The 21,875-nt window shown below is 68.3% G+C and carries 26 protein-coding genes; 14 read left to right on the top strand and 12 right to left on the bottom strand.

The genetic code is table 11. The features are described from left to right. Positions 1-3 precede the first annotated feature (3 nt). The 4 genes from ACQE3M_RS07120 (at position 4) to ACQE3M_RS07105 (ending at position 3,389) form a co-directional block, all read left to right on the top strand. Positions 4-1,002: a VOC family protein gene (locus ACQE3M_RS07120; RefSeq protein ID WP_430504905.1), complete on the top strand. Its 999-nt coding sequence runs from the start codon at positions 4-6 to the stop codon at positions 1,000-1,002. Beyond that, positions 995-1,786: an alpha/beta hydrolase gene (locus ACQE3M_RS07115; protein ID WP_430504904.1), complete on the top strand. Its 792-nt coding sequence runs from the start codon at positions 995-997 to the stop codon at positions 1,784-1,786. The genes ACQE3M_RS07120 and ACQE3M_RS07115 overlap by 8 nt, the downstream gene beginning before the upstream one ends. Before the next feature lie 66 nt (positions 1,787-1,852). Beyond that, the gene (locus tag ACQE3M_RS07110) at positions 1,853-2,449 is read left to right on the top strand and encodes a winged helix-turn-helix transcriptional regulator (RefSeq protein ID WP_430504903.1); all 597 of its coding nucleotides are present in this window, start codon (positions 1,853-1,855) and stop codon (positions 2,447-2,449) included. Between the two features lie 82 nt (positions 2,450-2,531). Further along, complete coding sequence (locus ACQE3M_RS07105; protein WP_430504902.1) at positions 2,532-3,389, top strand: VOC family protein; 858 nt, start codon at positions 2,532-2,534, stop codon at positions 3,387-3,389. Between the two features lie 21 nt (positions 3,390-3,410). On the opposite strand, the gene ACQE3M_RS07100 is transcribed toward ACQE3M_RS07105, so the two are convergent. After that, on the bottom strand, positions 3,411-6,053 hold the full coding sequence (locus ACQE3M_RS07100) for a heavy metal translocating P-type ATPase (protein ID WP_430504901.1): 2,643 nt from the start codon (positions 6,051-6,053) through the stop codon (positions 3,411-3,413). A 200-nt stretch (positions 6,054-6,253) separates the two neighbouring features. Here ACQE3M_RS07100 and ACQE3M_RS07095 point away from each other — a divergent pair, with 200 nt between their 5' ends. After that, positions 6,254-6,448, top strand: coding sequence for a cold-shock protein (locus tag ACQE3M_RS07095; RefSeq protein ID WP_430504900.1), 195 nt, complete (start codon positions 6,254-6,256; stop codon positions 6,446-6,448). A gap of 49 nt (positions 6,449-6,497) precedes the next feature. Here the strand turns inward: ACQE3M_RS07095 and ACQE3M_RS07090 are convergent, their stop codons facing one another. The 3 genes from ACQE3M_RS07090 to ACQE3M_RS07080 all read right to left on the bottom strand — a co-directional run bounded on the left by ACQE3M_RS07090 (position 6,498) and on the right by ACQE3M_RS07080 (position 9,198). Then, complete coding sequence (locus tag ACQE3M_RS07090) at positions 6,498-6,971, bottom strand: GNAT family N-acetyltransferase (protein WP_430504899.1); 474 nt, start codon at positions 6,969-6,971, stop codon at positions 6,498-6,500. Positions 6,972-6,975: 4 nt separating this feature from the next. Next, positions 6,976-8,508 carry a cryptochrome/photolyase family protein gene (locus tag ACQE3M_RS07085; RefSeq protein ID WP_430504898.1) on the bottom strand — a complete coding sequence of 511 codons (1,533 nt, stop codon included), beginning with the start codon at positions 8,506-8,508 and terminating at the stop codon, positions 6,976-6,978. Positions 8,509-8,586: 78 nt separating this feature from the next. After that, positions 8,587-9,198, bottom strand: coding sequence for a hypothetical protein (locus ACQE3M_RS07080; protein ID WP_430504897.1), 612 nt, complete (start codon positions 9,196-9,198; stop codon positions 8,587-8,589). A 130-nt stretch (positions 9,199-9,328) separates the two neighbouring features. On the opposite strand from ACQE3M_RS07080, the gene ACQE3M_RS07075 reads away from it, so the two are divergent. Both ACQE3M_RS07075 and ACQE3M_RS07070 read left to right on the top strand, forming a co-directional pair. Next, positions 9,329-9,901, top strand: coding sequence for an LURP-one-related/scramblase family protein (locus ACQE3M_RS07075; RefSeq protein WP_430504896.1), 573 nt, complete (start codon positions 9,329-9,331; stop codon positions 9,899-9,901). 77 nt (positions 9,902-9,978) lie between these two features. Further along, complete coding sequence (locus ACQE3M_RS07070; RefSeq protein ID WP_430504895.1) at positions 9,979-10,953, top strand: aldo/keto reductase; 975 nt, start codon at positions 9,979-9,981, stop codon at positions 10,951-10,953. Positions 10,954-11,045: 92 nt separating this feature from the next. On the opposite strand, the gene ACQE3M_RS07065 is transcribed toward ACQE3M_RS07070, so the two are convergent. Continuing rightward, positions 11,046-11,345 carry a DUF3892 domain-containing protein gene (locus ACQE3M_RS07065; protein ID WP_430504894.1) on the bottom strand — a complete coding sequence of 100 codons (300 nt, stop codon included), beginning with the start codon at positions 11,343-11,345 and terminating at the stop codon, positions 11,046-11,048. A gap of 130 nt (positions 11,346-11,475) precedes the next feature. Here ACQE3M_RS07065 and ACQE3M_RS07060 point away from each other — a divergent pair, with 130 nt between their 5' ends. The 4 genes from ACQE3M_RS07060 (at position 11,476) to ACQE3M_RS07045 (ending at position 13,573) form a co-directional block, all read left to right on the top strand. Then, on the top strand, positions 11,476-11,910 hold the full coding sequence (locus ACQE3M_RS07060) for a hypothetical protein (protein ID WP_430504893.1): 435 nt from the start codon (positions 11,476-11,478) through the stop codon (positions 11,908-11,910). Between the two features lie 111 nt (positions 11,911-12,021). Next, the gene (locus tag ACQE3M_RS07055; RefSeq protein ID WP_430504892.1) at positions 12,022-12,339 is read left to right on the top strand and encodes a ribonuclease P protein component 4; all 318 of its coding nucleotides are present in this window, start codon (positions 12,022-12,024) and stop codon (positions 12,337-12,339) included. A gap of 59 nt (positions 12,340-12,398) precedes the next feature. Next, on the top strand, positions 12,399-12,644 hold the full coding sequence (locus tag ACQE3M_RS07050; protein WP_430504891.1) for a YhbY family RNA-binding protein: 246 nt from the start codon (positions 12,399-12,401) through the stop codon (positions 12,642-12,644). Then, a complete protein-coding gene (locus ACQE3M_RS07045; protein ID WP_430504890.1) occupies positions 12,644-13,573 on the top strand; it encodes a mechanosensitive ion channel family protein in 930 nt (309 codons plus the stop codon). The genes ACQE3M_RS07050 and ACQE3M_RS07045 overlap by 1 nt, the downstream gene beginning before the upstream one ends. Before the next feature lie 82 nt (positions 13,574-13,655). Here ACQE3M_RS07045 and ACQE3M_RS07040 read toward each other — a convergent pair whose 3' ends face one another. Beyond that, positions 13,656-14,165, bottom strand: a complete 510-nt coding sequence (locus tag ACQE3M_RS07040) for a DUF5797 family protein (protein ID WP_430504889.1) — start codon at positions 14,163-14,165, stop codon at positions 13,656-13,658. A 123-nt stretch (positions 14,166-14,288) separates the two neighbouring features. Between ACQE3M_RS07040 and ACQE3M_RS07035 the strand changes: the two genes are divergently transcribed. Then, positions 14,289-15,065 carry an enoyl-CoA hydratase/isomerase family protein gene (locus ACQE3M_RS07035; RefSeq protein WP_430504888.1) on the top strand — a complete coding sequence of 259 codons (777 nt, stop codon included), beginning with the start codon at positions 14,289-14,291 and terminating at the stop codon, positions 15,063-15,065. Between the two features lie 213 nt (positions 15,066-15,278). Further along, entirely contained in the window at positions 15,279-15,683 is a 405-nt protein-coding gene (locus ACQE3M_RS07030; protein WP_430504887.1) for a CBS domain-containing protein, read from the top strand. Positions 15,684-15,724: 41 nt separating this feature from the next. On the opposite strand, the gene ACQE3M_RS07025 is transcribed toward ACQE3M_RS07030, so the two are convergent. Further along, complete coding sequence (locus ACQE3M_RS07025; protein WP_430504886.1) at positions 15,725-17,065, bottom strand: MFS transporter; 1,341 nt, start codon at positions 17,063-17,065, stop codon at positions 15,725-15,727. A 176-nt stretch (positions 17,066-17,241) separates the two neighbouring features. Between ACQE3M_RS07025 and ACQE3M_RS07020 the strand changes: the two genes are divergently transcribed. Next, positions 17,242-17,568 carry a transcription factor S gene (locus tag ACQE3M_RS07020; protein WP_430504885.1) on the top strand — a complete coding sequence of 109 codons (327 nt, stop codon included), beginning with the start codon at positions 17,242-17,244 and terminating at the stop codon, positions 17,566-17,568. A gap of 53 nt (positions 17,569-17,621) precedes the next feature. Here the strand turns inward: ACQE3M_RS07020 and ACQE3M_RS07015 are convergent, their stop codons facing one another. From ACQE3M_RS07015 to ACQE3M_RS06995, 5 genes are all read right to left on the bottom strand, one after another. Then, entirely contained in the window at positions 17,622-18,494 is an 873-nt protein-coding gene (locus ACQE3M_RS07015) for a transcriptional regulator TbsP domain-containing protein (protein WP_430504884.1), read from the bottom strand. A gap of 128 nt (positions 18,495-18,622) precedes the next feature. Further along, positions 18,623-19,363, bottom strand: a complete 741-nt coding sequence (locus ACQE3M_RS07010) for a methyltransferase domain-containing protein (RefSeq protein ID WP_430504883.1) — start codon at positions 19,361-19,363, stop codon at positions 18,623-18,625. Then, positions 19,360-19,755, bottom strand: coding sequence for a nascent polypeptide-associated complex protein (locus ACQE3M_RS07005; protein ID WP_430504882.1), 396 nt, complete (start codon positions 19,753-19,755; stop codon positions 19,360-19,362). The genes ACQE3M_RS07010 and ACQE3M_RS07005 overlap by 4 nt, the downstream gene beginning before the upstream one ends. 81 nt (positions 19,756-19,836) lie before the next feature. Beyond that, complete coding sequence (locus ACQE3M_RS07000) at positions 19,837-20,607, bottom strand: creatininase family protein (protein WP_430504881.1); 771 nt, start codon at positions 20,605-20,607, stop codon at positions 19,837-19,839. 265 nt (positions 20,608-20,872) lie between these two features. After that, a complete protein-coding gene (locus tag ACQE3M_RS06995) occupies positions 20,873-21,685 on the bottom strand; it encodes a TrmB family transcriptional regulator (protein ID WP_430504880.1) in 813 nt (270 codons plus the stop codon). Positions 21,686-21,875: the final 190 nt, after the last annotated feature.

The raw sequence follows: 21,875 nt of genomic DNA, 5'->3' as shown, positions 1-21,875 counted from the left end.
TATATGACTGACGAGGCGCCGCAGCCGCCGGACGGCATCCACCACGTCACGGCGATGGTCGGCGACGCGCAGGCCGCGGTCGACTTCTACGCCGGCACGCTCGGCCTGCGGCTCGTCAAGCGCACCGTGAACTACGAGGACATGCTCCAGCACCATCTCTACTTTGGGGACGCGAGGGGGACACCCGGCACCGTCTTCACCGTGTTTCCGAACCCACACGGCGACCCGGGCCGACTCGGCCGGCCACAGCCGTCGGCGACGGCGTTCGCGGTGCCGGCGGATTCGCTCGACTTCTGGGCCGACCGTCTCGCCGACCACGGCGTCGAGTTCACGCGCGTGGAGCGGTTCGGCGAGGACCTGCTCACCTTCTCGGATCCCGCCGGGACGCCGCTGGAGCTCGTCGCCGTCGCCGATGCGGGTACCGGACAGCCCGACGCCGCGGGCGGGCCGACGCCCTGGACCGAGCTCGTCCCCGAACGCGCGGCGATCCGCCGGATCCGGGGCGTGACGCTGTTGCCGGTCAACCCGTACGCGACGGCGAGCGCGCTGGCGCTGCTCGGGTTCGAGCACGTCGACGGCGCGGGCGACCGCGTTCGGTACGCGAAGGCGGCGAGCGACGACCGTGGTATCGGCGGTGACGCCGTCGTCGACGTCGTCGACCGCGACGAGGGGTTCGGGCGGGAGGGCCCGGGCACCATCCACCACGTCGCCCTCAGGGCGGACGACCAGAACGCGCTGCTGGCCTGGCGCGAGGAATTCGACGAGCGCGGCTTCGACGTGTCCGACGTGAAGGACCGGCACCTGTTCCACTCACTGTACGCCCGTGACCCCGGCGGGATCCTCTTCGAGCTGGCGACGACCGAACCGGGGCTCGCCGGCGTGGAGTCGGTCGACGCGCTCGGCGAGTCGCTGTACCTGCCGGACACCTTCGAACCCGACCGCGAGCTGATCGAGAGCCAGCTGCCCGACCTCGAACTGCCGTACGGGACGGACCATGACTGAGGACACGCCAGGGCCCGACGGGGCGCCCGATGCGCCCGACACGACCGACGCGACCGACGCGACCGCGGGAACGATGACCGACGTCACGGGGCCCCACGGCGGCGAGCGCTTCGTCACCGCGGGCGCGCCGGCGATGGCGGCCGAGGCGGCGGTCGTCCTCCTCCACGGCCGGGGAGCGACGCCTGAGGGGTTCGTCCGCGGCGTCGCCAGCGACTTCTACCGCCACGGGGTCACGTTCCTCGCGCCCGCGGCGTACCACGGCAGCTGGTACCCGCGCGCGTTCGACGCGCCCGTCGAGGCCAACGAGCCGCACCTCTCCTCGGCCGTCGACTGCGTCCGGCACGCGCTGGACCGCGCGAGTGACGCCGGGGTGCCGCCCGAGCGCACCGTCCTCGTCGGGTTCTCGCAGGGCGCCTGCGTCGCCGCCGAGTACGCCATTCGGAACCGCCACCGATACGGCGGCCTGGGGGTCCTCTCCGGTGCGGTTCCGGGGACTGGTGCAGCCGGCGACGGCGCCCGCGGCGGCGATGGTGGTATCGACGCACGGATCGGAACCGGCCCCGCTGACAGCGGATCGCTCGCCGGCACGCCCGCGCTGGTCGGCTGCGACGAGACGGACCCGCACGTCAGCCGCGACGCGGTCCGGGAAACGACGGCGATACTGGGAGAACACGGAGCCGACGTCACCGAGCGGATTTACGCGGACGCCGGCCACGCCGTCACTGAGGACGAAATGGACTGGATCCGCGACCGGCTCGACGCGCTCGTCGACGCCGCCGACTGAACGCCGGATACCGCTCCCCTGTGGTCGACCCGAGACGACTTAACGGATGCAGCGCAACGTCCGGCCATGCGAACGCTCGACGACGTGGACCGCGAGATCCTGCGGTTGCTCCTGGAGGACGCCCGCCGCCCATACAGCGACATCGCCGACCAGGTCGACCTCTCGGCGCCGGCCGTCTCCGACCGCGTCGACCGTCTCGAGGAGATCGGCGTCATCGAGGGGTTCTCGGTCCGTATCGACGACGAGACCGTCTCCGAGGGGATCGAGGCGCTCGTCACGCTGACCGTCAGCACCGACGCCGCCGACGCGGTCGAGGAGTGCCGAGCGGCCCTGGTCGCCTCCGACCGCGTGGACCACGTGTTCGTCGCGGCCGACGGCACGATCCGGTTCACAACCACGGTCGAGGGCGAGATCCGTCCCTTCCTCGCGGAGACGGTCGGGCTGGACGCCGTCGAGGACGTCGCGGTCACGATGCTGGCCAGCCACGAGTGGACGCCCTCGCTCGGCGACGCGGAGCTCGCCATCGACTGCGTCGAGTGCGGGAACACCGTCGGGAGCGAGGGCGAGACCGCCCGCATCGACGGCACTCGCTACCACTTCTGCTGTGGCTCCTGTCTCGCAAACTTCGAAGCGCGGTACGACCAGCTGGAGGAGGGGGCCTGAGGGGACGGCCGGCCGTGGCCCGGCTAGCGGCGGGCGCGCTGCAGGGGGTAACCTCAAGGCAGCCTGCTGCCTGTATTTCAATATGGGAGAAACCGACGGGATCCCGCCGTCGACGGCGATCGGCCGGGTATCGCTACGCGTCGCCGACCTCGAGACGGTAGCGACGTTCTACGAGACGGTGGTCGGACTCCGTCGCCTGCGCGAGTCCGCTGACCGGGTCGTGCTGGGGGCCGGCGAGGAACCCCTGCTAGTGCTTTCCGCGGCGCCGGACGCGCCCGCGCGGACCCGCGAGGAGGCCGGCCTGTTTCACACGGCGTTTCTGGTCCCCTCGCGCGAGGCGCTCGGCGTCGCCCTCGAGCGCATCGAGGCGACGGCCACCCTGACGGGGGCCTCCGACCACCTCGTCAGCGAGGCGCTCTACCTCCGCGACCCCGAGGGCAACGGCGTCGAGGTGTACTGTGACACCCCCAGGTCCGAGTGGCAGGAGGGAGACGGCGAGGTCGCCATCGACAGCCGGCCGCTGGACCTGGCCGACCTCCGGGCGCACGCGAGCCGAGCCGACGCGACAGCGGCGGAGGGCGTCCCAGCTGCCACGACCGTCGGGCACGTCCACCTCGAAGTGACCGACCTCCCGGCGGCTCAGTCACTGTTCGTCGACGGTATCGGGATGCGCGTCCGCCAGACGTGGAACGAGTCCGCGACGTTCGTCGCCGCGGGCGACTACCACCACCACGTCGGGCTCAACACCTGGAACGACCGGACCGAACCCCAGCGCGGCCGTGGGCTGGACTGGTTCGAGATCCGCCTCCCGAGCGCCGAGGCGCTGGCTGCCACCCGCGAGCGACTGCGGAGCGCGGGCTACGACGTCGACGAGGCGACGGACGCCGTCACGGTCGACGGCATGGAGTGCCGGCTCGTCGCCGGCGACGGATCCGTTTAAAAAGAGCAGCCGGAACGCGGGTTATTCGAGCAGCCGGTAGACCGGCCGGAGGACGGCCGGGTGGTACTCCTCGTTCGGGTCCCAGCGGCGGAACGTGAGGCTGTTCGTGACGACCGAGACCGACGACATCGACATCGCCAGCCCCGCGAGCGCCGGGTTTAAGAGGCCGAGCGAGGCGACGGGGATGAGCGTCGCGTTGTACGCGAGCGCCCAGAACAGGTTCTGGCGGACCTTCGCGATGGTGGCGTCCGAGATCCGGAGCGCCTTCAGCGCGTCCGCGGGGTCGTCCCGCATCAGGGTCACGTCCGCGGACTCGATGGCGACGTCCGTGCCGGAGCCGATGGCGATGCCGACGTGGGCCGTCGTCAGTGCCGGGGCGTCGTTGACGCCGTCACCGACCATCACCGCCCGCGTGCCGTCGGCCTGGATCTCGTCGACGACGTCCGCCTTGTCGTCCGGGAGCACCTCCGCGCGGACGTTCTCGGGGTCGATGCCCACCTCCTCGGCGACCGCGCGCGCGGTCCGCTCGTTGTCGCCGGTGAGGAGCTGGACCGCGATGCCGCGCTCACGGAACGCCTGCACGGTCTCGCGAGCGCTCTCGCGGACCGTGTCCGCGCAGGCGACGACGCCGACGAGCCGACCGTCGACGACGACGAGCATCGCGGTCTTCCCCTCGCGTTCGAGCCGCTCCATCGCCTCGGCGGCGGGGCCCGGGTCGACGTCGTTGTCCCGGAGGAGCTTCCGGTTGCCGACGAGGACCTCGCCGAGCTCGGTCGTCGCCCGGACGCCGTGGCCCGGGACGTTCTCGAAGGACTCGGTGTCGAGAACGTCGACGCCGCGCTCCGCGGCCCCCTCGACGATGGCCTCGCCGAGCGGGTGCTCGCTGTCGCCCTCCGCGCTCGCGGCAGCCTGCAGGACGAGTTCCTCCGTCGCTGCGGGCTGGTCGTCGTCGTCGGCTTCGGGGCCCTGGGCGTCCGGCGCGGTCGCAACGCCGCCGTCGGTGGCTTCCGTCGGGACGCCGCCGTCCACAGCGTGCCCGTCGCCCGCAACGACCTCGACGTCCGTCAGCTCCATTTCGCCGTGCGTCAGCGTCCCCGTCTTGTCGAAGACGACGACGTCGACGTCGCGGACGCGCTCGAGGACGTCCGCGCCTTTAAATAGGATGCCGGAGGTCGCGGCGATGGTGGAGCCGACCATCGTCGCCGCGGGCGTCGCGAGGCCGAGCGCGCACGGGCACGCGATGAGGACCGCGGAGGCGAAGACGATGATCGAGAACTCCAGCACGGGGACGCCAGCGGCGACGGGGCCGCCGCCGACCGGCTCCCAGAGCGGGAGGGCGTTTGCGACCGCGGTCAGTTGCTCGGGGAAGAGGAACCAGAGGACTGCCCAGACCGTCGCGTTGAGCAGGACGAGCGGGACGAAGACGCCGGAGACCTTGTCGACGAGGCGCTGGATGTCCGGCTGGCGCGACTGCGCCTCGCGCACGCGGTCGACGATCTGCTGGATGGCGGTGTCCTCCCCGACCTTCGTCGCCTCGACGAGCAGGACGCCGTTCTCGTTGACCGTCGAGCCGACGACCTCGTCGCCCGGCTCCTTCTCGACCGGGACCGATTCGCCGGTGATCATCGACTCGTCGACCGCGGATTCGCCGTCGACGACGACGCCGTCGGTCGGGACCTTCTCGCCCGGGCGGACCTTCATCACGTCGCCCACTTCGACCTCGGAGAGCGGGACGGTGCGCTCCTCGCCGTCCTCGACGAGGGTCGCCTCCTCGGCCTCGCGCTCGAGCAACGAGCGGAGCGCGTCGCTGGCGGTCGCCTTCGAGCGCGCCTCCAGCCAGTTGCCGACGGTGATGAACCAGAGGATGAACGCGACCGCCTCGAAGTAGAGGCCGCTGCCGACCGAGAGCAGCCCGAAGAGCACGACCGTCGAGTAGAGGTACCCGGCCGAGGAGCCGACCGCGACCAGCGTGTCCATGTTGACGTCGCGGCTGTTCAGGAACGCGCGGCCGGCGCTGACGAGGAACTCCTTGCCGAGCGTCGCCATCAGCAGCGTCGCGATGGCGAACTCGAACCAGCCGATCCGGACGCCGGCGACGGTCTCGGGGACCGAGTAGAGGCCGACCATGCTCCCCATCAGCGCCCAGAACGGGAGCGTCAGGAGCCCGCCGCCGACGACGAGCCGTCGCTGGCGACGCAGCTCGGCGTCGACAGCGCTCTCGCGGGCGCCGGCGTCACCGTCCTCCTCGCGCACCGGTTCGTAGCCGGCGGCCTCGATGGCGTCGTAGACGGCCTCGAGGTCGGCGTCCATCGGGTTGTACTCGACCCGCGCCTCCTCGCTGGCCGCGTTGACGTCGACCTCGACGACGCCGGGGACGTCGGCGACCGCGCGCTCGGTCGTCTCCGCGCAGGTCGCGCAGGTCATCCCCATCACCGTCACCGACGCCGACTCGGACACCGGCTCGTAGCCCGCGTCCTCGATCGCCGCGTAGATCTCGCCCAGGGAGACCGCTTCCGGGTCGTACGTCACGGTGCCCTCGTCGGTGGCGAAGTTGACGCTCGCCTCCTCGACGCCGTCGAGGGCCGTCAGCGCCTCCTGCACCGTCCCGGAGCAGGTCGCGCAGGACATTCCCCGGATCTCGAGATGCGCTCGCTGGGTGCTCATGTTATTGTATACTACGGGCTCCTCATTGATGGCGGTTGTGCCTTTAAACGAGAACTCAAACGCGGATGTACTTCGGAATCCAAACCTGAACTGCGTTTCTATCTTGGAGGTTGCGCCCTATCGTTCGCTGTGGCGGTCGCCAGCGGTCGGCGACCGCTCCCCAAACGTTTATTTCCGCGTTGGGTGTCTTTGGAGACGCGATGGCGACAGGAACGGTTGCCTTCTTCAACGACACAGGAGGCTACGGCTTTATCGAGACCGAGGAAGCGGATGAGGACGTTTTCTTCCACATGGAAGACATCGGCGGCCCGGACCTCGAGGAGGGACAGGAAGTTGAATTCGAGATCGAGCAGGCCGACAAGGGCCCGCGCGCCAAGAACCTGACGCGCCTGTAGGCCCACCCGGCACCTTTTATCGCGTCTCGCAGGTCGATAGCGACGCGTCTCACAGTTGCTTCGCCATCACGATCTCGTCGTAGTCCCGGTAGTCGAGCGGGTAGTCCCCGGTTTTCTCGTATCCACGGGAGCGATAGAAACCCGGTAGAAACGGATGGTCGCCGGGGGTCGTGAGTCGGACGGAGTCGTACCCACGGTTACGACAGACCTCTTCGACGTGCGCCAGCAGCTCGCCGCCGATGCCCCGCCCCTTCCAGTCCTCGTGGACGCCGAAGCGACTGATCTTGCCACGGGCCGGCTCCGGTTCAGTTAACCGCACGCCGCCGACGACGGCGCTTTCGGCCACGGCGACGAAGACCGTGTGAGCCGTGATCCATTCGACGACCTCCGACCGCGTCGCCGATTCGGCGCTTGCCGGAAACCCGATTTTCCGGTTGTGGGCGTACGCGCTACGGTAGACCCCCGCGAGACGCTCTGCGTCGTCGCTCGTCGCCTCGCGGATCTCGACGTCCGTGCCGGGCATTGGTCTACAGCTCCCCACTCGCGGCCAGCTCGCGCACCTCGTTGGCGCGTTCCCTGATCGCGGCTAGCTCGTCGTCGTCCTTGTCGTCGAGGTGTGAGTACATCAGCCCCATCCGGCCGGTCCCGCGCAGCGTCTCCTCGTGCTCGGCGAGGAAGTCCCAGTAGAGCGCGTTGAACGGGCAGGCCCCCTCGCCCGTCGTCCGGGAGACGGCGTACGGACAGGACGCACAGTAGTCGCTCATCCGGTTGACGTAGCTTCCCGAGGACGCGTACGGCTTCGAGGAGACGACGTCGGAGGCGAACGTCCCCATGCCGACGACGTTCGGCGTCGTCACCCAGTGGTACGCGTCGAGGAAGCCGAGGTGGAACCAGTCGTTGAGTTCCTGGGGGTCGGCGCCGTAGACGAGCGCGAAGTTCGCGAGCACCATCAGGCGCTCGATGTGGTGGGCGTACCCGCGGTCGTGGACGTGGCCGACGGCCTCGGAGAGGCAGGTCATGTCGGTGTCGCCGTCCCAGTAAGCGGGCGGCAGGTCGCGCTCCTGCCCGAGCTGGTTCGCCTCGGCCAGGCCCGGCATCGCCTCGCGGTAGGCGTGGCGCATGAACTCCCGCCAGCCGATCAGCTGCCTGATAAACCCCTCCACGCTGTTGAGCGGCGCGTCGCCGGCCTCGTAGGCGGCCTCGGCGGCCTCGACGGCCTCCATCGGATGCAGGAGTCCGAGGTTGACCGCCGGCGAGAGCAGCGAATGCGACAGCGCCCACTCCCCTTCGACCATCGCGTCCTGATACGGCCCGAACGCGCCGAGCCGGTGCTCGACGAAGTGGTCCAGCGCCGCGAGCGCCTGCTCGCGCGTGACGGGCCAGTCGAACCCGTCGGGCGGCTCCTGCGCGCCCCAGTGGTCGCCGTATCGCTCGGCGACCTCCTCGGCAACCTCCCGGGTGATCGCGTCCGCCTCGAACGTCGCGCGCGACGGTGGCGTCCAGTCGTCGGGCGGCGTCTCCCGGTTCTGGTCGTCGTAGTTCCACTCGCCGCCGACGGGGTCGCCGTCGTCCATCAGGACGCCGGTTTGCCGGCGCACGTGGCGGTACCAGTCCTCCTGGCGGTAGGAGGGGTTCGCGTCGTCTCCCTCGCTACCCCCGTTCTCGTCGGCCCACTCGTCCCACTCGGCTGGCGTCGTGACGAACCGGCCGTCGGGGACGAACGAGAGCGACCCGCCCCGGGCGGTGACGAGTTCCCGAAAGCGTTCGGGGACGCCGTGGCTCGGCGGGCGCTGCATCACGAGGTCGTCGCCGGGCTCGGCCGCGAAGTACTCGTCGAGCCCCTCGCCGAACGTGTCGGACTCGACGTACTCGACCTCGTACCCCTGGTCGCGGAGGTCGTCTCGGGCGTGCCGCATCGCCGAGAAGAGGTACGTTAGCTTCTGCGGGTGGTACGGCTTCCGGTCGCCGACCTCGCGGGCCTCGACGAATAGCACGCGGTCGGCGGATTCGAGGACGTCGGCCTCGGGGTACAGCTGGTCGCCGAGCAGCCAGACGGTCATACCACGTCGTCGACGGGAGGCCCCAAATACGTCGGGGTCGACGGGGCGCTACTTAAAGGTGGGCACGGGAGGACGGGCTCAGGACTGCTCGACGACGATCCGGACGTGGTCGCCCTCCTGCAGGACGTACTCGCTCGGCGTCACCGGCTCGCCGTTGACCGTGATGGTGACGGTGGTGTTGGCGTCGCCGTCGCGGTAGGTCGTCCCCTCGTAGGTGACGCTCGTCGCGTTGACCGGGATGCCCAGGCTGTCCATCGCGTACGCGAGCGTGACGCGGTTGGCGTGGACGTGCCACTGCGATCCGTCGCCGGCCTCGTAGTGGAAGGCGTCCTCGCCGGTGTTGCTGTACTGGTACTTCGGCTGTGAGAAGTCGACCGACTCGCCGTCGATAACGACGTCCATCGTCCCGTGGTAATGGACGCCGCCCACGTTCGTGGGCCCGTCGGCTCCGCCCCCGTCGCTGCCGCTCGTCAGGTACATCGCGACGCCGACGGCGATCAGCGCGAGCGCCATGACGGCGCCGAGCATGACGATGCCGGCCGAGACGCCCTCCTCCCCCTCGTCGTCGCCGGCGAGGTCGAGGCGGCGTCTGTCGATCCGGCCGAGCTCGTCGCGATGCGTCGCCAGCAGGTGCTCGTCGTGGGCGTCGTCGTCGTCGAACGTCTCCCCGCAGTAGTCACACTTCGGCACGTCGGATACCAGGTGAAACGGCGAGTTGAGGGTTGTGGTTCGAACGCGACGCCGCGCGAACCAGGGTATTTTCCACCGATTAAGGGTGGAATAAAAAAGCTTCAAGCATGGACCCGAGAGATCCTGCCCTATGCCCGAACACGGGTTCGAAGCGATCACGCTCGACGACGACACGTACACCGTCGTCCAGTCGCTGGTCCGGAACAAGTACGCCGCCTACGACGAGGACGACGAGGTCGTTCTCCGGGGGAAGCAGAAGCTGTTTAAACTGAAAGAGCAGTTCCCGTTCGTCGACGGCGACGGCAACGAGGTGTTCGAGGTGAACGCTGGCGGTATCATCGACGTCGCCGGCAACTACGTGATCTCGGACGCCGTGACGGGGGAGGACGTCGTCGTGCTCGACAACGACTACTCCATCTTCAAGGACAGCTGGCGCGTCCGGGACGCGGAGAGCGAGTCGGTCATCGCAACGATAACTTCGCGGGGCGCGCTCACGACGCTCGCGCGAAACACCCTCCCGCTCGGGGAGCTGATTCCGCACAGGTACGAGATCGCCGACGCCGACGGCGGACACGTGGGGACCATCGGCGGCAAGCTCTCGCTCAAGGACAAATACGTGATCAGCATCGACGACGGGAGTGACGTGCCCACGGAGCCTGTCGTCGCCGCCGCGATGGTGATCGACGCGATTCAGGGGAACTGAGACGCCGCGTTTAAAAGATCGCCCAGTTCTTCGCCGCGGAAGGGACCTTTTTGCCACCCGACACCGACACCCCTCCCATGGAGTACACGACCCTCGGTGACACCGGCATGGAAGTTTCGAAGATCTGCCTCGGCTGCATGAGCTTCGGCGACTCGGACTGGCGCGAGTGGGTTCTCGACGAGGAGGAGGGGAAAGAGCTCGTCGACCGCGCGCTCGATCTCGGGATCAACTTCTTCGACACCGCCAACATGTACTCGAACGGCGAGTCCGAGCGCGTGCTCGGCGAAGCGCTGGAGGGGCACCGTGAGGAGACCGTCGTCGCCACGAAAGTGTTCCACCAGATGGACGAGGGGAACCCACACTCAAGCGGTCTCTCCCGGAAGGCGATCGAGCAGGAGCTGGAGGCGAGCCTCGACCGGCTCGGCATGGACACGGTCGACCTCTACCAGATCCACCGCTACGACTACGACACGCCGCCGGAGACGACGCTTCGCGCGCTCGACGACGCCGTCCGTCGCAACAAGGTCCGGTACGTCGGCGCCTCGTCGATGTGGACCCACCAGTTTCAGGACATGCTCCACACCAGCGACGAGCTGGGGCTGGAGCGGTTCGTCACGATGCAGAACCACTACAACCTCGTCTATCGTGAGGAGGAGCGCGAGATGCTCCCCTTCTGCGAGCAGGAGAACGTCGGCGTCATGCCCTGGAGCCCCCTCGCCCGCGGCTACCTCACGCGCCCGGACGAGGAGATAGACGCGACGCTACGGGGCCAGACGGAAGAGCACATGTACGATCACCCCTACCGCGAGGGCGGCGGCCGGTCGATCAACCGGCGCGTCGAGGAGCTCGCCGCCGAGAAAGGCGTCGAGATGGCCCAGATCGCCCTCGCGTGGCTGTTCCACAAGGACTGGGTCGACGCGCCGATCGTCGGCACCACCAGCGTCGAGCACCTCGAGGACGCCGTCGAGGCGCTCGACATCGACCTGAGCGACTCCGACGTCGAGTACCTCGAGGAGCCCTACGAGCCGGTGCCGGTGTCCGGCCACGAGTAGGGGCGGTCACGCACCGTCGCAAGCGCCTCAAGCGCTATCGACAGCGACAGAATGCCGCCGCCAGTGAAGGTGTGCCGGCGCCAGCGACGCCCTCAGAACTCCGGGAGGCCGCCGAGGTTGTCCGCGGGGTTGTCGCCCGCTTTCGTCCGCAGGTAGCGGTCGCCGTCGATGTCGAAGGCCGTCACCCGGTCGCCCGGGATCCACTCGTCGTCCTCCTGAATCGCCGTCCGGTACGTCAGCCCGATCTCCAGGTCCTGCGCCACGATCTCACGGGAGACCTCGACGGGGTCGACGAGGTGCCCGTTCTCGATGCGCCACCGACGGACGTTCTCGATGTGGTGGCCGACGTACCTGACGTGCGTGATCACGTACTCCGCGTCCCACTCGGACATGTCCGACGTTGCTCCCGGCGGACCCTTAAGAACGCTGGCGGGTCGGCTCGGTTCACCCTCCCGGCGAATGGCGGGCGACTGGCCGACACGAGGAACAACCCTTTTCGGGTGTGGCGCACTACCGCGATGTATGGCTGACGACGAGCAAGCCGACTCCGGCGAGAACGGCGAGGAAGGCGACGGGGAGGAGAAGTCCTTCCGCGAGCGGGTCGAGGAGATCCGCGAGCGACGAGAGCAGGAACGCGAGGAAGGCGAGGGCGAGCGCCCCAGCCCCGAGGAGATGATGGGTGGCGGTGGCGGCCCGCCCGGCATGGGTGGCGGCGGTGGCGGCGGTAACCCCTTCGCGCAGATGATGTCCGGCATGATGGGCGGCGGCGGCGGTGGCGGCCCGCCGGGGATGGGCGGCGGTCCTGGCGGTCCCGGCGGTCCCGGCGGTCGCCCCGGCGAGGAAGGCGGCGAGAGCGTCGGCAACGAGGAGCTCGTGCGCGAAGTGCGCCAGCTCCGCGACGAGGTCCGCGACGCGACCCGCCAGCTCCAGCGCATCGCGCAGGCGCTCGAAGACTGAGGCTCCGGCTGCCCCCGCGTTTTCGACTTCGGTATTTCGACTTTTGATCCGGACCTGTAGTCGCGTCGCCCGCTTCGCAATACCTTTGGCCCGCGGCGCCCGCCTACCTCCATGGGAATCCCGGAGGAGCGAATCGACCGGTTGCTGACCCTCGCCCGCGAGGCCGTCGTCGAGGGCGAGCCCGACCGGTCCCGGGAGTACGTGCACCTCGCGCGGCGGATCGCCGAGCGCCACCGCACCGGTCTCCCGCGCGAGTTTGCCCGCAAAACGTGCGACGACTGCGACGTGTATCTCCGCCCGGGCGTCACCGCGCGTGTCCGGACGCAGCCCGGTCACGTCGTGGTCCGCTGTCTCTCCTGTGGCGCAACACACCGCTACCCGTTCGGGGATTCGGAGGGCGAGGAGTCGGACGCGACGTCCGGCGCCTGACGCGCTGGCGACGGCCGCGTACCTCAAGCTTCAATGTCTCGGGGGTTGTTCGTCTTTGCATGACCGATCAGACACTCCGACAGGAGGCCCACGACGTCGACGTGACGGTCTGGGTTGGCAAGAGCGGTATCGAGTCGGTCGTCGACGAACTCGACGACCAGCTGGACGATCGGCGTCTGGTGAAGGTGAAGTTCCTCCGTTCGGCACGCGCCGGCACGTCGACGGAGGCATTGGCCGAGGAGCTGGCCGACATGGTCGACGCAGAGCTGGTCGAAACCCGAGGGAACACCGCAGTACTGCACTAATGGCCGGAATCGGAGGGTCCGCGACGCCGGTCGCACAGTTCGCCCCGGCCGAGAGAGCGCTGGCGCCGTTCCTCGGTGCTGGCCTCGCCTCGATCGTCGTCTCGGCGTGCGTCTTCCTGCTCGTTGTCGCCGTCTTCTACGTGCTGAACAAGGCGGTTCTCAACCCGCTCGTCAACTCGATGCTGGACAAGCGGGGCCTCGACGCTCACGCACGCCGTCCGCTGAACAAGCTGGCGACGTTCGTCGTGCTGTTCGCCGGGGTTAGCGTCGGCTTCGGCCTGGCAGGGTTCGGCAACTTCCTGCAGTCGCTCGCGACGATCGCGGCCGCCGCCACGCTCGCCATCGGCTTCGCGATGCAGGACATCATCAAGAACTTCGTCTCCGGCGTGTTCATCTACACGGACAAGCCGTTCCGCATCGGTGACTGGATCGAGTGGGGCGACCACTCGGGCATCGTCGAGGACATCTCGCTGCGCGTGACGCGCGTGCGGACGTTCGACAACGAGCTGCTCACCGTCCCGAACCACGAGCTGACGAGCAGCGTGGTGAAGAACCCGGTCGACAAGGACCAGCTCCGCCTGAAGTTCGTCTTCGGCATCGACTACGACGACGACATCGACCAGGCAACGAACGTCATCATCGAGGAGGCCGAGAAGCACGACGGTATCCTCGGCGACCCCGCGCCGTCGGTTCGCCTGACGGAGCTGGCCGATTCCTACGTGGGCCTCCAGTCCCGCATCTGGATCGAAAACCCGTCGCGGGCCGACTTCGTGAAAACGCGCGCCGAGTACGTGGAAGCGGTCAAGAAGCGGTTCGACGAGGAGGGTATCTCCTTCCCGTTCCCGCAGATGACCGTCTCGGGCCGGGATGCCTGGGAGGACCCCGCCGAGTTCGGCAAGGGCGCCTCGCCCGAGAACCTGGAATCGTAAGGAAAGCTCGCTGCTGACGGCGATTCCCGGATCTTTTAAAAACGATGCACGCGACCAGCTCCCCGCTCACTTCGACGTCGACCTACTCGCTCACTTCGACGTCGACCTCGTCGCGGGCGACGGCCAGCCGGAACGTCGGAACGGTCCGATACTCGATCTCGACGACGCCCTTTCGACGGAGGCTCTGGAGCGCGCTTCTGACGTCTTCGGCCTCCGGGTCGACGTCGAACTGCTCCCGGACCTTGTTGAGTACGCTGACGACGGACTCGGAGCGTTCGTCCGGGCCGGCGAGGACCTCGAACACCTGCGCTTCCAGCTCGGGGACGCGGACGACGCTCGGGACGCCGCCCTCCTCGCCGCCCTCGCCGCTCTCGATGCCGGGCTCGACGTCGACGAGGTCGGCCGCCTCGGCCGTCGCGCGGATGAGGCTGTTGTCGTCGCGGAAGTAGTAATCCTTCAGGTGCGACTGGAGGTAGCCGTGCACCTCGCTGCCGCTCTCCATGTCCCAGGCGTCCTGCAGCTCCGAGTTCTTCGTCGGCTGCAGGCGGACGACGTCGGCCAGTCGCTCTCGTTCCTCCTCCGACAGATCCATACGGCGTGATACAGGAACCCCGGTAAAGGGCGTTCCGAATCGGCAGCTGGGTATCCCGGAGCGCGGCGACGGTCGCCGCTCCGTTGGGGAACGATTTTGAGGATGCCGCCGAACGGTCAGGGCATGACGTGGGAAACCATCTCACTGGACATTGACGACGACGGCGTCGCGACGCTTACCATCGACCGCCCGGAGAAGCTCAACTCGCTCAACGTGACGACGCTTGAGGCGATCCGCGAGGCCCTCACCGAAGCCGAGGAGGCCGAGGCCCGCGTGCTGGTGCTGACCGGCGCCGGCGAGGAGGCGTTCATCGCCGGTGCGGACATCTCCTACATGAAGGACCTGTCCACGCCAGAAGCGCAGGCGTACGCCGAGCTCGGCCACGAGGTCGCGGACCGACTCGAGGCGTTCCCGGCGCCGGTCATCGCCGCCATCAACGGCTACGCCTTCGGCGGCGGTTGCGAGCTCGCGCTCGCGTGTGACCTCCGGGTCGCCTCCGAGAACGCCATCATCGGGCAGACCGAGATCGACCTGGGGATCGTCCCGGGCTGGGGCGGCTCCCAGCGCCTCTCGCGGCTCGTCGGCGACGAGACCGCCCGCCGGCTCATCTTCTTCGGTGACCGCGTCGACGCGACCGACGCCAACGAGATCGGCCTCGTCGGCGAGGTCGTCGCCCACGACCGGATCGACGACCACGTCGCGGAGCTGGCCGCCGAGCTGGCCGCGAAGCCGCGGTTCGCCCTGAGCACCGCCAAGGAGGCGATGAACATGGTCCACGAGCAGCCTCAGCAGGCCGGTCTCGCCTTCGAGCGCCGCGCCTGGTCCGGGCTCTTCGGCACCCACGACCAGCGAGAGGGGATGGAGGCGTTCCTCGAGGACCGCGAGGCCGACTTCGAGTAGCGCGAGGGCCCGTCTTATTTATAAATAGGAGCGCCCGATACCCTCTCACGAGCCGTTATCCAGTATCGGAACGTCGAATCAGGACCGACGAAGAGCGGCTCCAGAGTCGCCGAACGTGGCAAACCGCGTCTTCGACTCGGCACCCGACCGACCCGAGTGTTAGCGGTTCGCTGGTGGCAACACCCTTTTAGTCGGCCACTGCCACCATACCACATGGACGATATTCTCGTTGCGCGGGTAATGACCTCCGACCCGATCACGGTGACGGCGGACACGTACGTCGAGCCGGCTGCGAACAAGCTGCTGGACAACGGCGTCGGATCGCTGATCGTCGTCGACGACGACGGCAACCTCGAAGGCATCCTGACGACGACGGACTTCGTGAAGATCGTGGCTGCGAGCAAGCCGAAGGCGGAGACGAAGGTCGAGCGATACATGTCGACCGACGTGACGACCGCGTCGGCACAGGACAGCATCGCCGAGGCCGCCGAGAAGATGATCGACCACGGCATCCATCACCTCCCGGTCGTCGACGACGAGGAGGGTGTCATCGGCATCGTCTCGACGACGGACCTGGCAGCGTACATCTCCGGTCTGCAGACGAAGAAGGCGCGATAGTCGCCGACTACTGGCTGGGTCGACGGAACTCCTTCTCCGATCTACTCCGCGGCGTCGGCATCGGCGTCGACGGCCAGGTCCTTATCGCGAACGTCGTGCGTCTCGTACACCTGCGTGATCACGGCCAGCAGCGCGACCGCGGCGAGCCCAGCGCCAACCGCGAACGGGACGAGGAAGCCGTAGGCGACGAGCCAACCGGAGACGAGCGGGCCGAGCGCGATGCCGAAGCCGAAGCCCATCGTCAGCACGGAGAGCGTCGACCCGGACTCGCCCTCGCGAGCGATGTCGCCGGCCAGCGCCAGCGACGGCGCGAAGACGAACGCGACGGAAACGCCCTGGAGGATCCGCACGGCAAGCATCGTTACGGGCGTCGTCACGATGCCCTGGAACAGGGTTGCGGGAATGAGCAGCACGAAGCCCGAGAGCAGGAACGGGCGGCGGCCGAACCGGTCACACGCGCGCCCGACGGGGATCTGGAGGAAGACGTTCGCGAGGGTGACCGCCGAGAACTGCGCGCCGAACCAGATCGGCGCCTGGTCGAGCCTGACGTTGATCTGGTTCTGCAGCGTCGCGTACAGCGCGATGCAGATCCCCATCGCGATGGTGGCGAGCCCGAGCGCGAACACCGGGTCGAGGAGGCTCTCGTCGCCGCGGATCCGGATCGAGAGGTCCTCGCCGGCCTCGCTCGCCTCCGCGGCGTCGTGGACGAACAGGTACACCAGCCCGAGCGAGAGGTACGCGCCGACGAAGGCGACGATGAACGCGGCGTCGAAACCGGAGATCACGAGGTCGATGCCGAGCCAGCCGAGGTCGTACGGGCCCGCTTCGACAGCCGCGCCGGCGATGATCGGGCCGAGCCCGAAGCCGATCAACCGGAACGTGTTGTACACGCCGAAGTTGCCGCCGCGTTCGCTGCCCGAGGTGGCGTACTCGTTGACCAGCGCGACGGTCGCGGGGATCGTGAGCGCCGCCCCGAGCCCCTGGATCGCGCGCAACAGGACGAGCATCCAGTACTCGGTCGCGAACGCGTACAGCCCCGAGGCGGTCCCGAGCAGGAGCACCCCGGCGAGGATGAACGGCTTCCGGCTCCCCGTGCGGTCCGAGAGGCGACCGGTGAACGGTTGTGAGAGACTGTTGAGGAACCCGAACAGCGAGAGGACGAAGCCGATGAGGAGTGGTTCCGTCACCGTCATCCCGATCCCGGCGACGCCGACCGTCGAGCCGAGGAGGGCGTCGACATCCACGACCTCGCTGGCGATGTACAGCGGCAGCACGACGACGAGGAACGAGTTGCCGAGCGCGCCGACCATCCGGGCGAGCGCGAGGACGATCACCCGTCTGTCGGTGTCGGCGATCGGAGAAAAAAGCCGAGAAAGCACCATTACCGACACGTTTCTCGTCGGCCGACAAGGTACTTCTGGACTCCCTCCGGACTGCCGGCTTTCACTGGGGGGACTGCCTGGAGATCACCGAGCGAGCGTAGACGAGCCGTCGGCACAGTAGTCCGGGTTGCCCCCGGAACCCCGTCGTTTAAATATCGGTATCCGCTGGGTTCTCTATGGAGTTCTGCGACGAGTGCGGATCGATGATGAAAGCCGGAGAGGGGGAGGACCACTGGGTCTGCTCCTCCTGCGGCTTCGAAAAGGGTCGAGACAAACAGGCGGAAGCACAGATGGTCACGACCACGGGCCAGGAGTCCTCCGAGATCATCGACGTGAGCGACGCCGAGGACAAGGGCCTCCCGTCGACGACGGCCCAGTGTCCCGAGTGCGACAACGACGAGGCCTACTGGTACATGCAGCAGATCCGCGCGGCCGACGAGTCCGAGACGCGCTTCTTCGTCTGTACCGAGTGCGAGCACAAGTGGCGCGAAGACGACCACTGAGCGACGAGCTCGTCCCTACGACCTTCTCCCGTTAGTCCGGCTCAATTCTCCCGCTAGTCCGGCCCGACGGACCGATTCTGGCGTTTCCACACCGGCACTCGCTCTTCCGTAGCTGCAGGACCGGCCTCGGCTTCCCCCTGAAGCCGTGCTTCCAGCCGTTCCGTAAGGGTTCCCGGCGGGCAGTCGCCGAACTCCTCGGCCACGAGCTGGAGCCGTGACCGTGGGTGCCCCTTACCGAGCGGGAGCTTGATCGTCTCGATCACGTCGGCGTCGACGAGCGTCCGCTTCTCGTCGCTGAACAGCTGCCGGGGGGCGATTCCGACTTCCTCTGCCCAGGTCCGGACCACGCCGAACAGGTGGCCGTGTCTCGCCCCGAGCGCGACCAGGAGGGTAAGGACGTTGACGTCGCTCGACCGATGCAGCCGGTCGGTCTCCCGGAGCGCGACGTCGAGGTCGGCCGCGAACGCCGTCGACAGCGATCGCTCGGCGGCGTTCAGCAGGGTGCGTCGATCCGGAACGCCGAGGTCGACGGGCTGGGCCGTCTCGAAGCGGTCGACGACGGCGCCCCGGACTGCGTCCGCCGTCTCGGTCGTCGAGAGCAACGTCCGCGACGAGGGCGGGCCCGCGACGGCGAACGCCGCGTCGGGGGTCGCGATCAGCGTCCCTGGCGGCGACGCAACCCGGCGAGCGAGCAGCCCACCTCGCTGCCGACGCTCCTCGACGCGGGTGCCCAGGACGAACTCGTAGCCGAGCGTGTCAGCGACGTCGTCGGACAGCAGCAATCGCCACTCCTCGTCCTGCTCCGCGTCCTGCTCCGCATCCGCCCGAACGTCGAGGACGGCTTCGAGGAGGTCGAGATCGGGGTCCGCGACGACGAGGTCGCTCGCGGTCGAGAGCGCGTCGCGGGCCTCGTCGGTGAGAACCATACAGGGCCTGCTGCGCGATGCCTCAAGAACGTTCGGATGGGTGACGTTATCCGCTAGGTGGGATCCACTGTTCGGTCGAGTGCGACGACCTGTCGTCCCGCGTCGAGATTATTAAAAAGGACCCCGCGTCAGGGACGACGCGCGAACAGCAGGTAGCCCGTGTGGCCGACGCCGGCGGTCGACGGGCGGGAGCCGCGGTCGGAGAAGTCCATCTCCCGCTGGATCGTCTCCAGCGTCTCGATTTCCGTGAGGCCGGCCTCCGTCACCGCGTCGGCCGCGTCGTGGGTCGCCTCGACGAACGGCGAGTAGACGGCGAGGAAGCCGCCCGGCACGAGCAGCTCGTCCGCGCGGGCCGCGATCTCCGGGGCGTTGGCGGTGTCGAGCGTCAGCACGTCGAAGCCGTCGCCCTCCGCGAGCTCGTCGACGTGCTCGGTGAGATCGCCGGTCCGTACGTCGACCTGATCCGAGACGCCGGCGACGCGCATGTTCTCTCGCGCGACCTCGGCGAACTCGGGGTCCTGCTCGTAGGTCGTGACCTCGGCGTCGACGCGCCCGAGGTACGCCGACAGAATGCCGGTGCCCGTGCCCGCGTCGAGGACGCGGTCGCCGGCCTTCACGCCGGTATGGCCGATGACGAGCCCGACGTCGCGGGGCATCATCGGCGCGCCCGTGCGCTCCAGGTGATCGAACAGGTCGGGGCCGCGAAGCTCGCGGACCTCGAACTCGGTGCCGAGGTGCGTCTCGATCGTGTCACCTGCCGCGACGTCCTCGGGGACGTCGATGACGCCGAGGTCGGTGCCGAACTCCTCGCCCGGCTCCAGCAGGTACTCCCGGTCCTCGTGGACGAGGAGGTACGCCGCGTCGGTCACTCCAGGCGGGCGATGGCCGCGGCGAGGTCGCCGTCCTCGGCTTCGAGCGCCTCGCGCGCGTCACTCCCCGGAACGCCGGCGCGCTGGGCAACGATCTCGACGTCGTCCTCGGGAATGCCGGCCTCCGCCTCGGCCTCTTCGCCACCCTCGGCGCCCTCGACCGCGCCGGCGGCGCCGCCCGCGCTGGGCTCGACGGACTCGGGCTCGCCGACGATCTGGTAGGTCATCTCGCCCTGCGCGTCCATGCGCGTGACCTGCGGGGCGTCGAAGACCAGGTCCTCGTCGTCGGTCTTGACGACGACCTCGTTGGCATCGATCTCGGTGACGTCGATGCCCATCTGTTTCATCATCTGCTTCATCTTGCGTGGGTTCATGCCGCCGCCTCCAAACATGCCTGGAGAGAGGCTACGCCGATACAAAAAGGGTTTGAACCGTGGAGTGCAGCGCACGTAGTCCGCCGACCGGTCGCGGGCTCAGACGTGGTCTTTCGGCATGAGCGCCTCGAACGGCTGCTCGTCGAGCCAGTCGGCCAGCTGGACGAGCTGGTCGGTCGCGGCCTCGAACAGCTGCTCGCCCTTTTTGGCCGTCGCGTCGGTCTGGTCGCCGAGGACGCCGTTCTCGGTGTTGTCGGCGGCGTCGTAGAACGTCCGCGCGCCGTGCTTGACCGTGTCCGCCTCGGCGACGCTGGCCGGGCCGCCGTCCCGGGCCTCCGCGAGCCGGTCGTCGTGAACGAGGTCGGACTGGAGGTACTGGATCATCGCGGTCTCCTTGGGGCCGCCGTGGGGCCCGTTCTGCGCGAACAGCTCGTCGACGAGCTCGGGGATCGAGTTGTCCCACATCCATTCAATGGCGTACAGCGTCTCGTCGTCGCGGAGGCGACGGCCGACCTCGCGCAGGTGGTCGACGTTCCCGCCGTGCGCGTTGACGAAGATGACGCGGTCGATACCGTGATACGCGAGGTTGCGCGTGAGCGACTCCATGTAGTCGCGGAACACCGGCGCGTCGACCCACATGGTGCCGTGGAACTGCCGGTGGTGCGGGCTGACGCCGACGTTGACGGTCGGCGTGCAGAGGTACTCGCAGCGGTCGGCGGCCTCCCGCGCGAACGCCTCCGCGATGAGGTGGTCCGTCGCTTCCGGAAGGTGCGGGCCGTGCTGCTCCGTCGACCCGACGGGGACCAGCGCCAGCGACTCGTCTTCGAAGTACTCACCCAGGTCCGGCCAGGCCTCGTCTCCGAGATACATATCCCCGACTTGGCGTGGAGGCTGAATACGTTGGTGAACTCGGCCGGGAACGAAGCGCTCGAGAGCGGCACCGGTCGCCGTCGCGGACGTCGAGCCATCGTCGGCGGCTGAGTGAGAACCGTCGCGGCGTCGAGCCATCATCGGCAGCTGAGTGAGAACCGTCGCTGACGACTGAGGAGGAAGCGTCGCCGGCAACTGCAGGGGGCCGTCGCTGGCGACGGTGAAAACGAGCGACCAATGGGGGCAGCCGTGGCGGCCAGCGTCCTCAGGAGTCGGCCGGGTCCTCACTCGTCAGCAGCCCCGTGGCCATCAACCGCCTGGCGATGATGACGAACCCGTTGGTGAACCCCGTCCCGTAGACGGCGCTTTCGGTGTCGCTCGCCTCGTCGAGGGAGCTGACCAGGATCGACCGCTGGTCAGTCAGGAGCAGCCGATTTATCGAGGTGCCCGGGTGCGGCTCGTCCGCGGTGGCCGTGAGCCAGTCGAGCTCGGAGACGAACACCTCGGCATCCGGGACCGCCCGTGCACAGCGGCGCTGGAGGTCCTCCGTGATCGTTCCGATCACGACCGTCGTCCCCCTGTCGGTCGCCGCGTTGAGGCTCGAGAGGATCTCGTCGTTCAGTGCCTCGTCGTTGCCGACGATGTAAACGACCTCCTCGGTCGCCTCGTCGAGCAGCTGCGTCGTTCGGTTCGCGATCGCCGTCCGGCCGGAGAGCGACCAGACCTCGTGGACGGTTTCCTCCCGGTCCTCGTGGACCGGTGGAAGCTGAGTGAGGTCGCTGCGGAGCGTCTCGAAGCGGGATTCGTACTTGTCCCGGAGCGTCTCGATCGCCTCCTCGACCGGGACGGCCCGGAACTGCTGCGGGTTGCTGTGCTGGACCTCGACGAGTCCCTCGGACTCCAGCACGCGGACCGCGTCGTACACCCGCGTCCGTGGGACGTCCGAGACCTCGCTGACGTCCTTCGCCGTGCCCCGCGGAAGTCGACTCAGGGCTACGAAACACTTTGCTTCGTACTCCTTGAGCCCGAGCTCCTGTAACAGCCCGTTCGCTTCCGTGTGCGCGTCGTTCGTTTCCATTGAGTCCAGTCAGTCGCTCCCCATTGGTGTCGCGTTATGCGAGATTTCTCTCTCCAGATAAAAGACGTTGATGGTATTGTAACTTCTGTCGTTACAGTCACACGCGGCGTTCCTCAGCCCCGTTCTCTGCTCGGGACCGCCACCGGCTGCAGTATCCGTTTAGTAGGCTTCTCGCCCCGGTAGCGGTGCG

It is taken from the genome of Halosubterraneus shenae (assembly GCF_050510935.1).
Lineage (GTDB): Archaea > Halobacteriota > Halobacteria > Halobacteriales > Haloferacaceae > JBDGPU01.
This window is presented reverse-complemented; position numbering and strand designations above follow the sequence as displayed.

Excerpts from the sequence above, each read along its gene's own strand:
- ACQE3M_RS07120 (WP_430504905.1), top strand. The coding sequence starts at position 4 with ATGACTGACGAGGCGCCGCAGCCGCCGGACGGCATCCACCACGTCACG.
- ACQE3M_RS07115 (WP_430504904.1), top strand. The coding sequence starts at position 995 with ATGACTGAGGACACGCCAGGGCCCGACGGGGCGCCCGATGCGCCCGAC.
- ACQE3M_RS07110 (WP_430504903.1), top strand. The coding sequence starts at position 1,853 with ATGCGAACGCTCGACGACGTGGACCGCGAGATCCTGCGGTTGCTCCTG.
- ACQE3M_RS07105 (WP_430504902.1), top strand. The coding sequence starts at position 2,532 with ATGGGAGAAACCGACGGGATCCCGCCGTCGACGGCGATCGGCCGGGTA.
- ACQE3M_RS07100 (WP_430504901.1), bottom strand. The coding sequence starts at position 6,053 with ATGAGCACCCAGCGAGCGCATCTCGAGATCCGGGGAATGTCCTGCGCG.
- ACQE3M_RS07095 (WP_430504900.1), top strand. The coding sequence starts at position 6,254 with ATGGCGACAGGAACGGTTGCCTTCTTCAACGACACAGGAGGCTACGGC.
- ACQE3M_RS07090 (WP_430504899.1), bottom strand. The coding sequence starts at position 6,971 with ATGCCCGGCACGGACGTCGAGATCCGCGAGGCGACGAGCGACGACGCA.
- ACQE3M_RS07085 (WP_430504898.1), bottom strand. The coding sequence starts at position 8,508 with ATGACCGTCTGGCTGCTCGGCGACCAGCTGTACCCCGAGGCCGACGTC.
- ACQE3M_RS07075 (WP_430504896.1), top strand. The coding sequence starts at position 9,329 with ATGCCCGAACACGGGTTCGAAGCGATCACGCTCGACGACGACACGTAC.
- ACQE3M_RS07070 (WP_430504895.1), top strand. The coding sequence starts at position 9,979 with ATGGAGTACACGACCCTCGGTGACACCGGCATGGAAGTTTCGAAGATC.
- ACQE3M_RS07065 (WP_430504894.1), bottom strand. The coding sequence starts at position 11,345 with ATGTCCGAGTGGGACGCGGAGTACGTGATCACGCACGTCAGGTACGTC.
- ACQE3M_RS07060 (WP_430504893.1), top strand. The coding sequence starts at position 11,476 with ATGGCTGACGACGAGCAAGCCGACTCCGGCGAGAACGGCGAGGAAGGC.
- ACQE3M_RS07055 (WP_430504892.1), top strand. The coding sequence starts at position 12,022 with ATGGGAATCCCGGAGGAGCGAATCGACCGGTTGCTGACCCTCGCCCGC.
- ACQE3M_RS07050 (WP_430504891.1), top strand. The coding sequence starts at position 12,399 with ATGACCGATCAGACACTCCGACAGGAGGCCCACGACGTCGACGTGACG.
- ACQE3M_RS07045 (WP_430504890.1), top strand. The coding sequence starts at position 12,644 with ATGGCCGGAATCGGAGGGTCCGCGACGCCGGTCGCACAGTTCGCCCCG.
- ACQE3M_RS07040 (WP_430504889.1), bottom strand. The coding sequence starts at position 14,165 with ATGGATCTGTCGGAGGAGGAACGAGAGCGACTGGCCGACGTCGTCCGC.
- ACQE3M_RS07035 (WP_430504888.1), top strand. The coding sequence starts at position 14,289 with ATGACGTGGGAAACCATCTCACTGGACATTGACGACGACGGCGTCGCG.
- ACQE3M_RS07030 (WP_430504887.1), top strand. The coding sequence starts at position 15,279 with ATGGACGATATTCTCGTTGCGCGGGTAATGACCTCCGACCCGATCACG.
- ACQE3M_RS07025 (WP_430504886.1), bottom strand. The coding sequence starts at position 17,065 with ATGGTGCTTTCTCGGCTTTTTTCTCCGATCGCCGACACCGACAGACGG.
- ACQE3M_RS07020 (WP_430504885.1), top strand. The coding sequence starts at position 17,242 with ATGGAGTTCTGCGACGAGTGCGGATCGATGATGAAAGCCGGAGAGGGG.
- ACQE3M_RS07015 (WP_430504884.1), bottom strand. The coding sequence starts at position 18,494 with ATGGTTCTCACCGACGAGGCCCGCGACGCGCTCTCGACCGCGAGCGAC.
- ACQE3M_RS07005 (WP_430504882.1), bottom strand. The coding sequence starts at position 19,755 with ATGTTTGGAGGCGGCGGCATGAACCCACGCAAGATGAAGCAGATGATG.
- ACQE3M_RS07000 (WP_430504881.1), bottom strand. The coding sequence starts at position 20,607 with ATGTATCTCGGAGACGAGGCCTGGCCGGACCTGGGTGAGTACTTCGAA.
- ACQE3M_RS06995 (WP_430504880.1), bottom strand. The coding sequence starts at position 21,685 with ATGGAAACGAACGACGCGCACACGGAAGCGAACGGGCTGTTACAGGAG.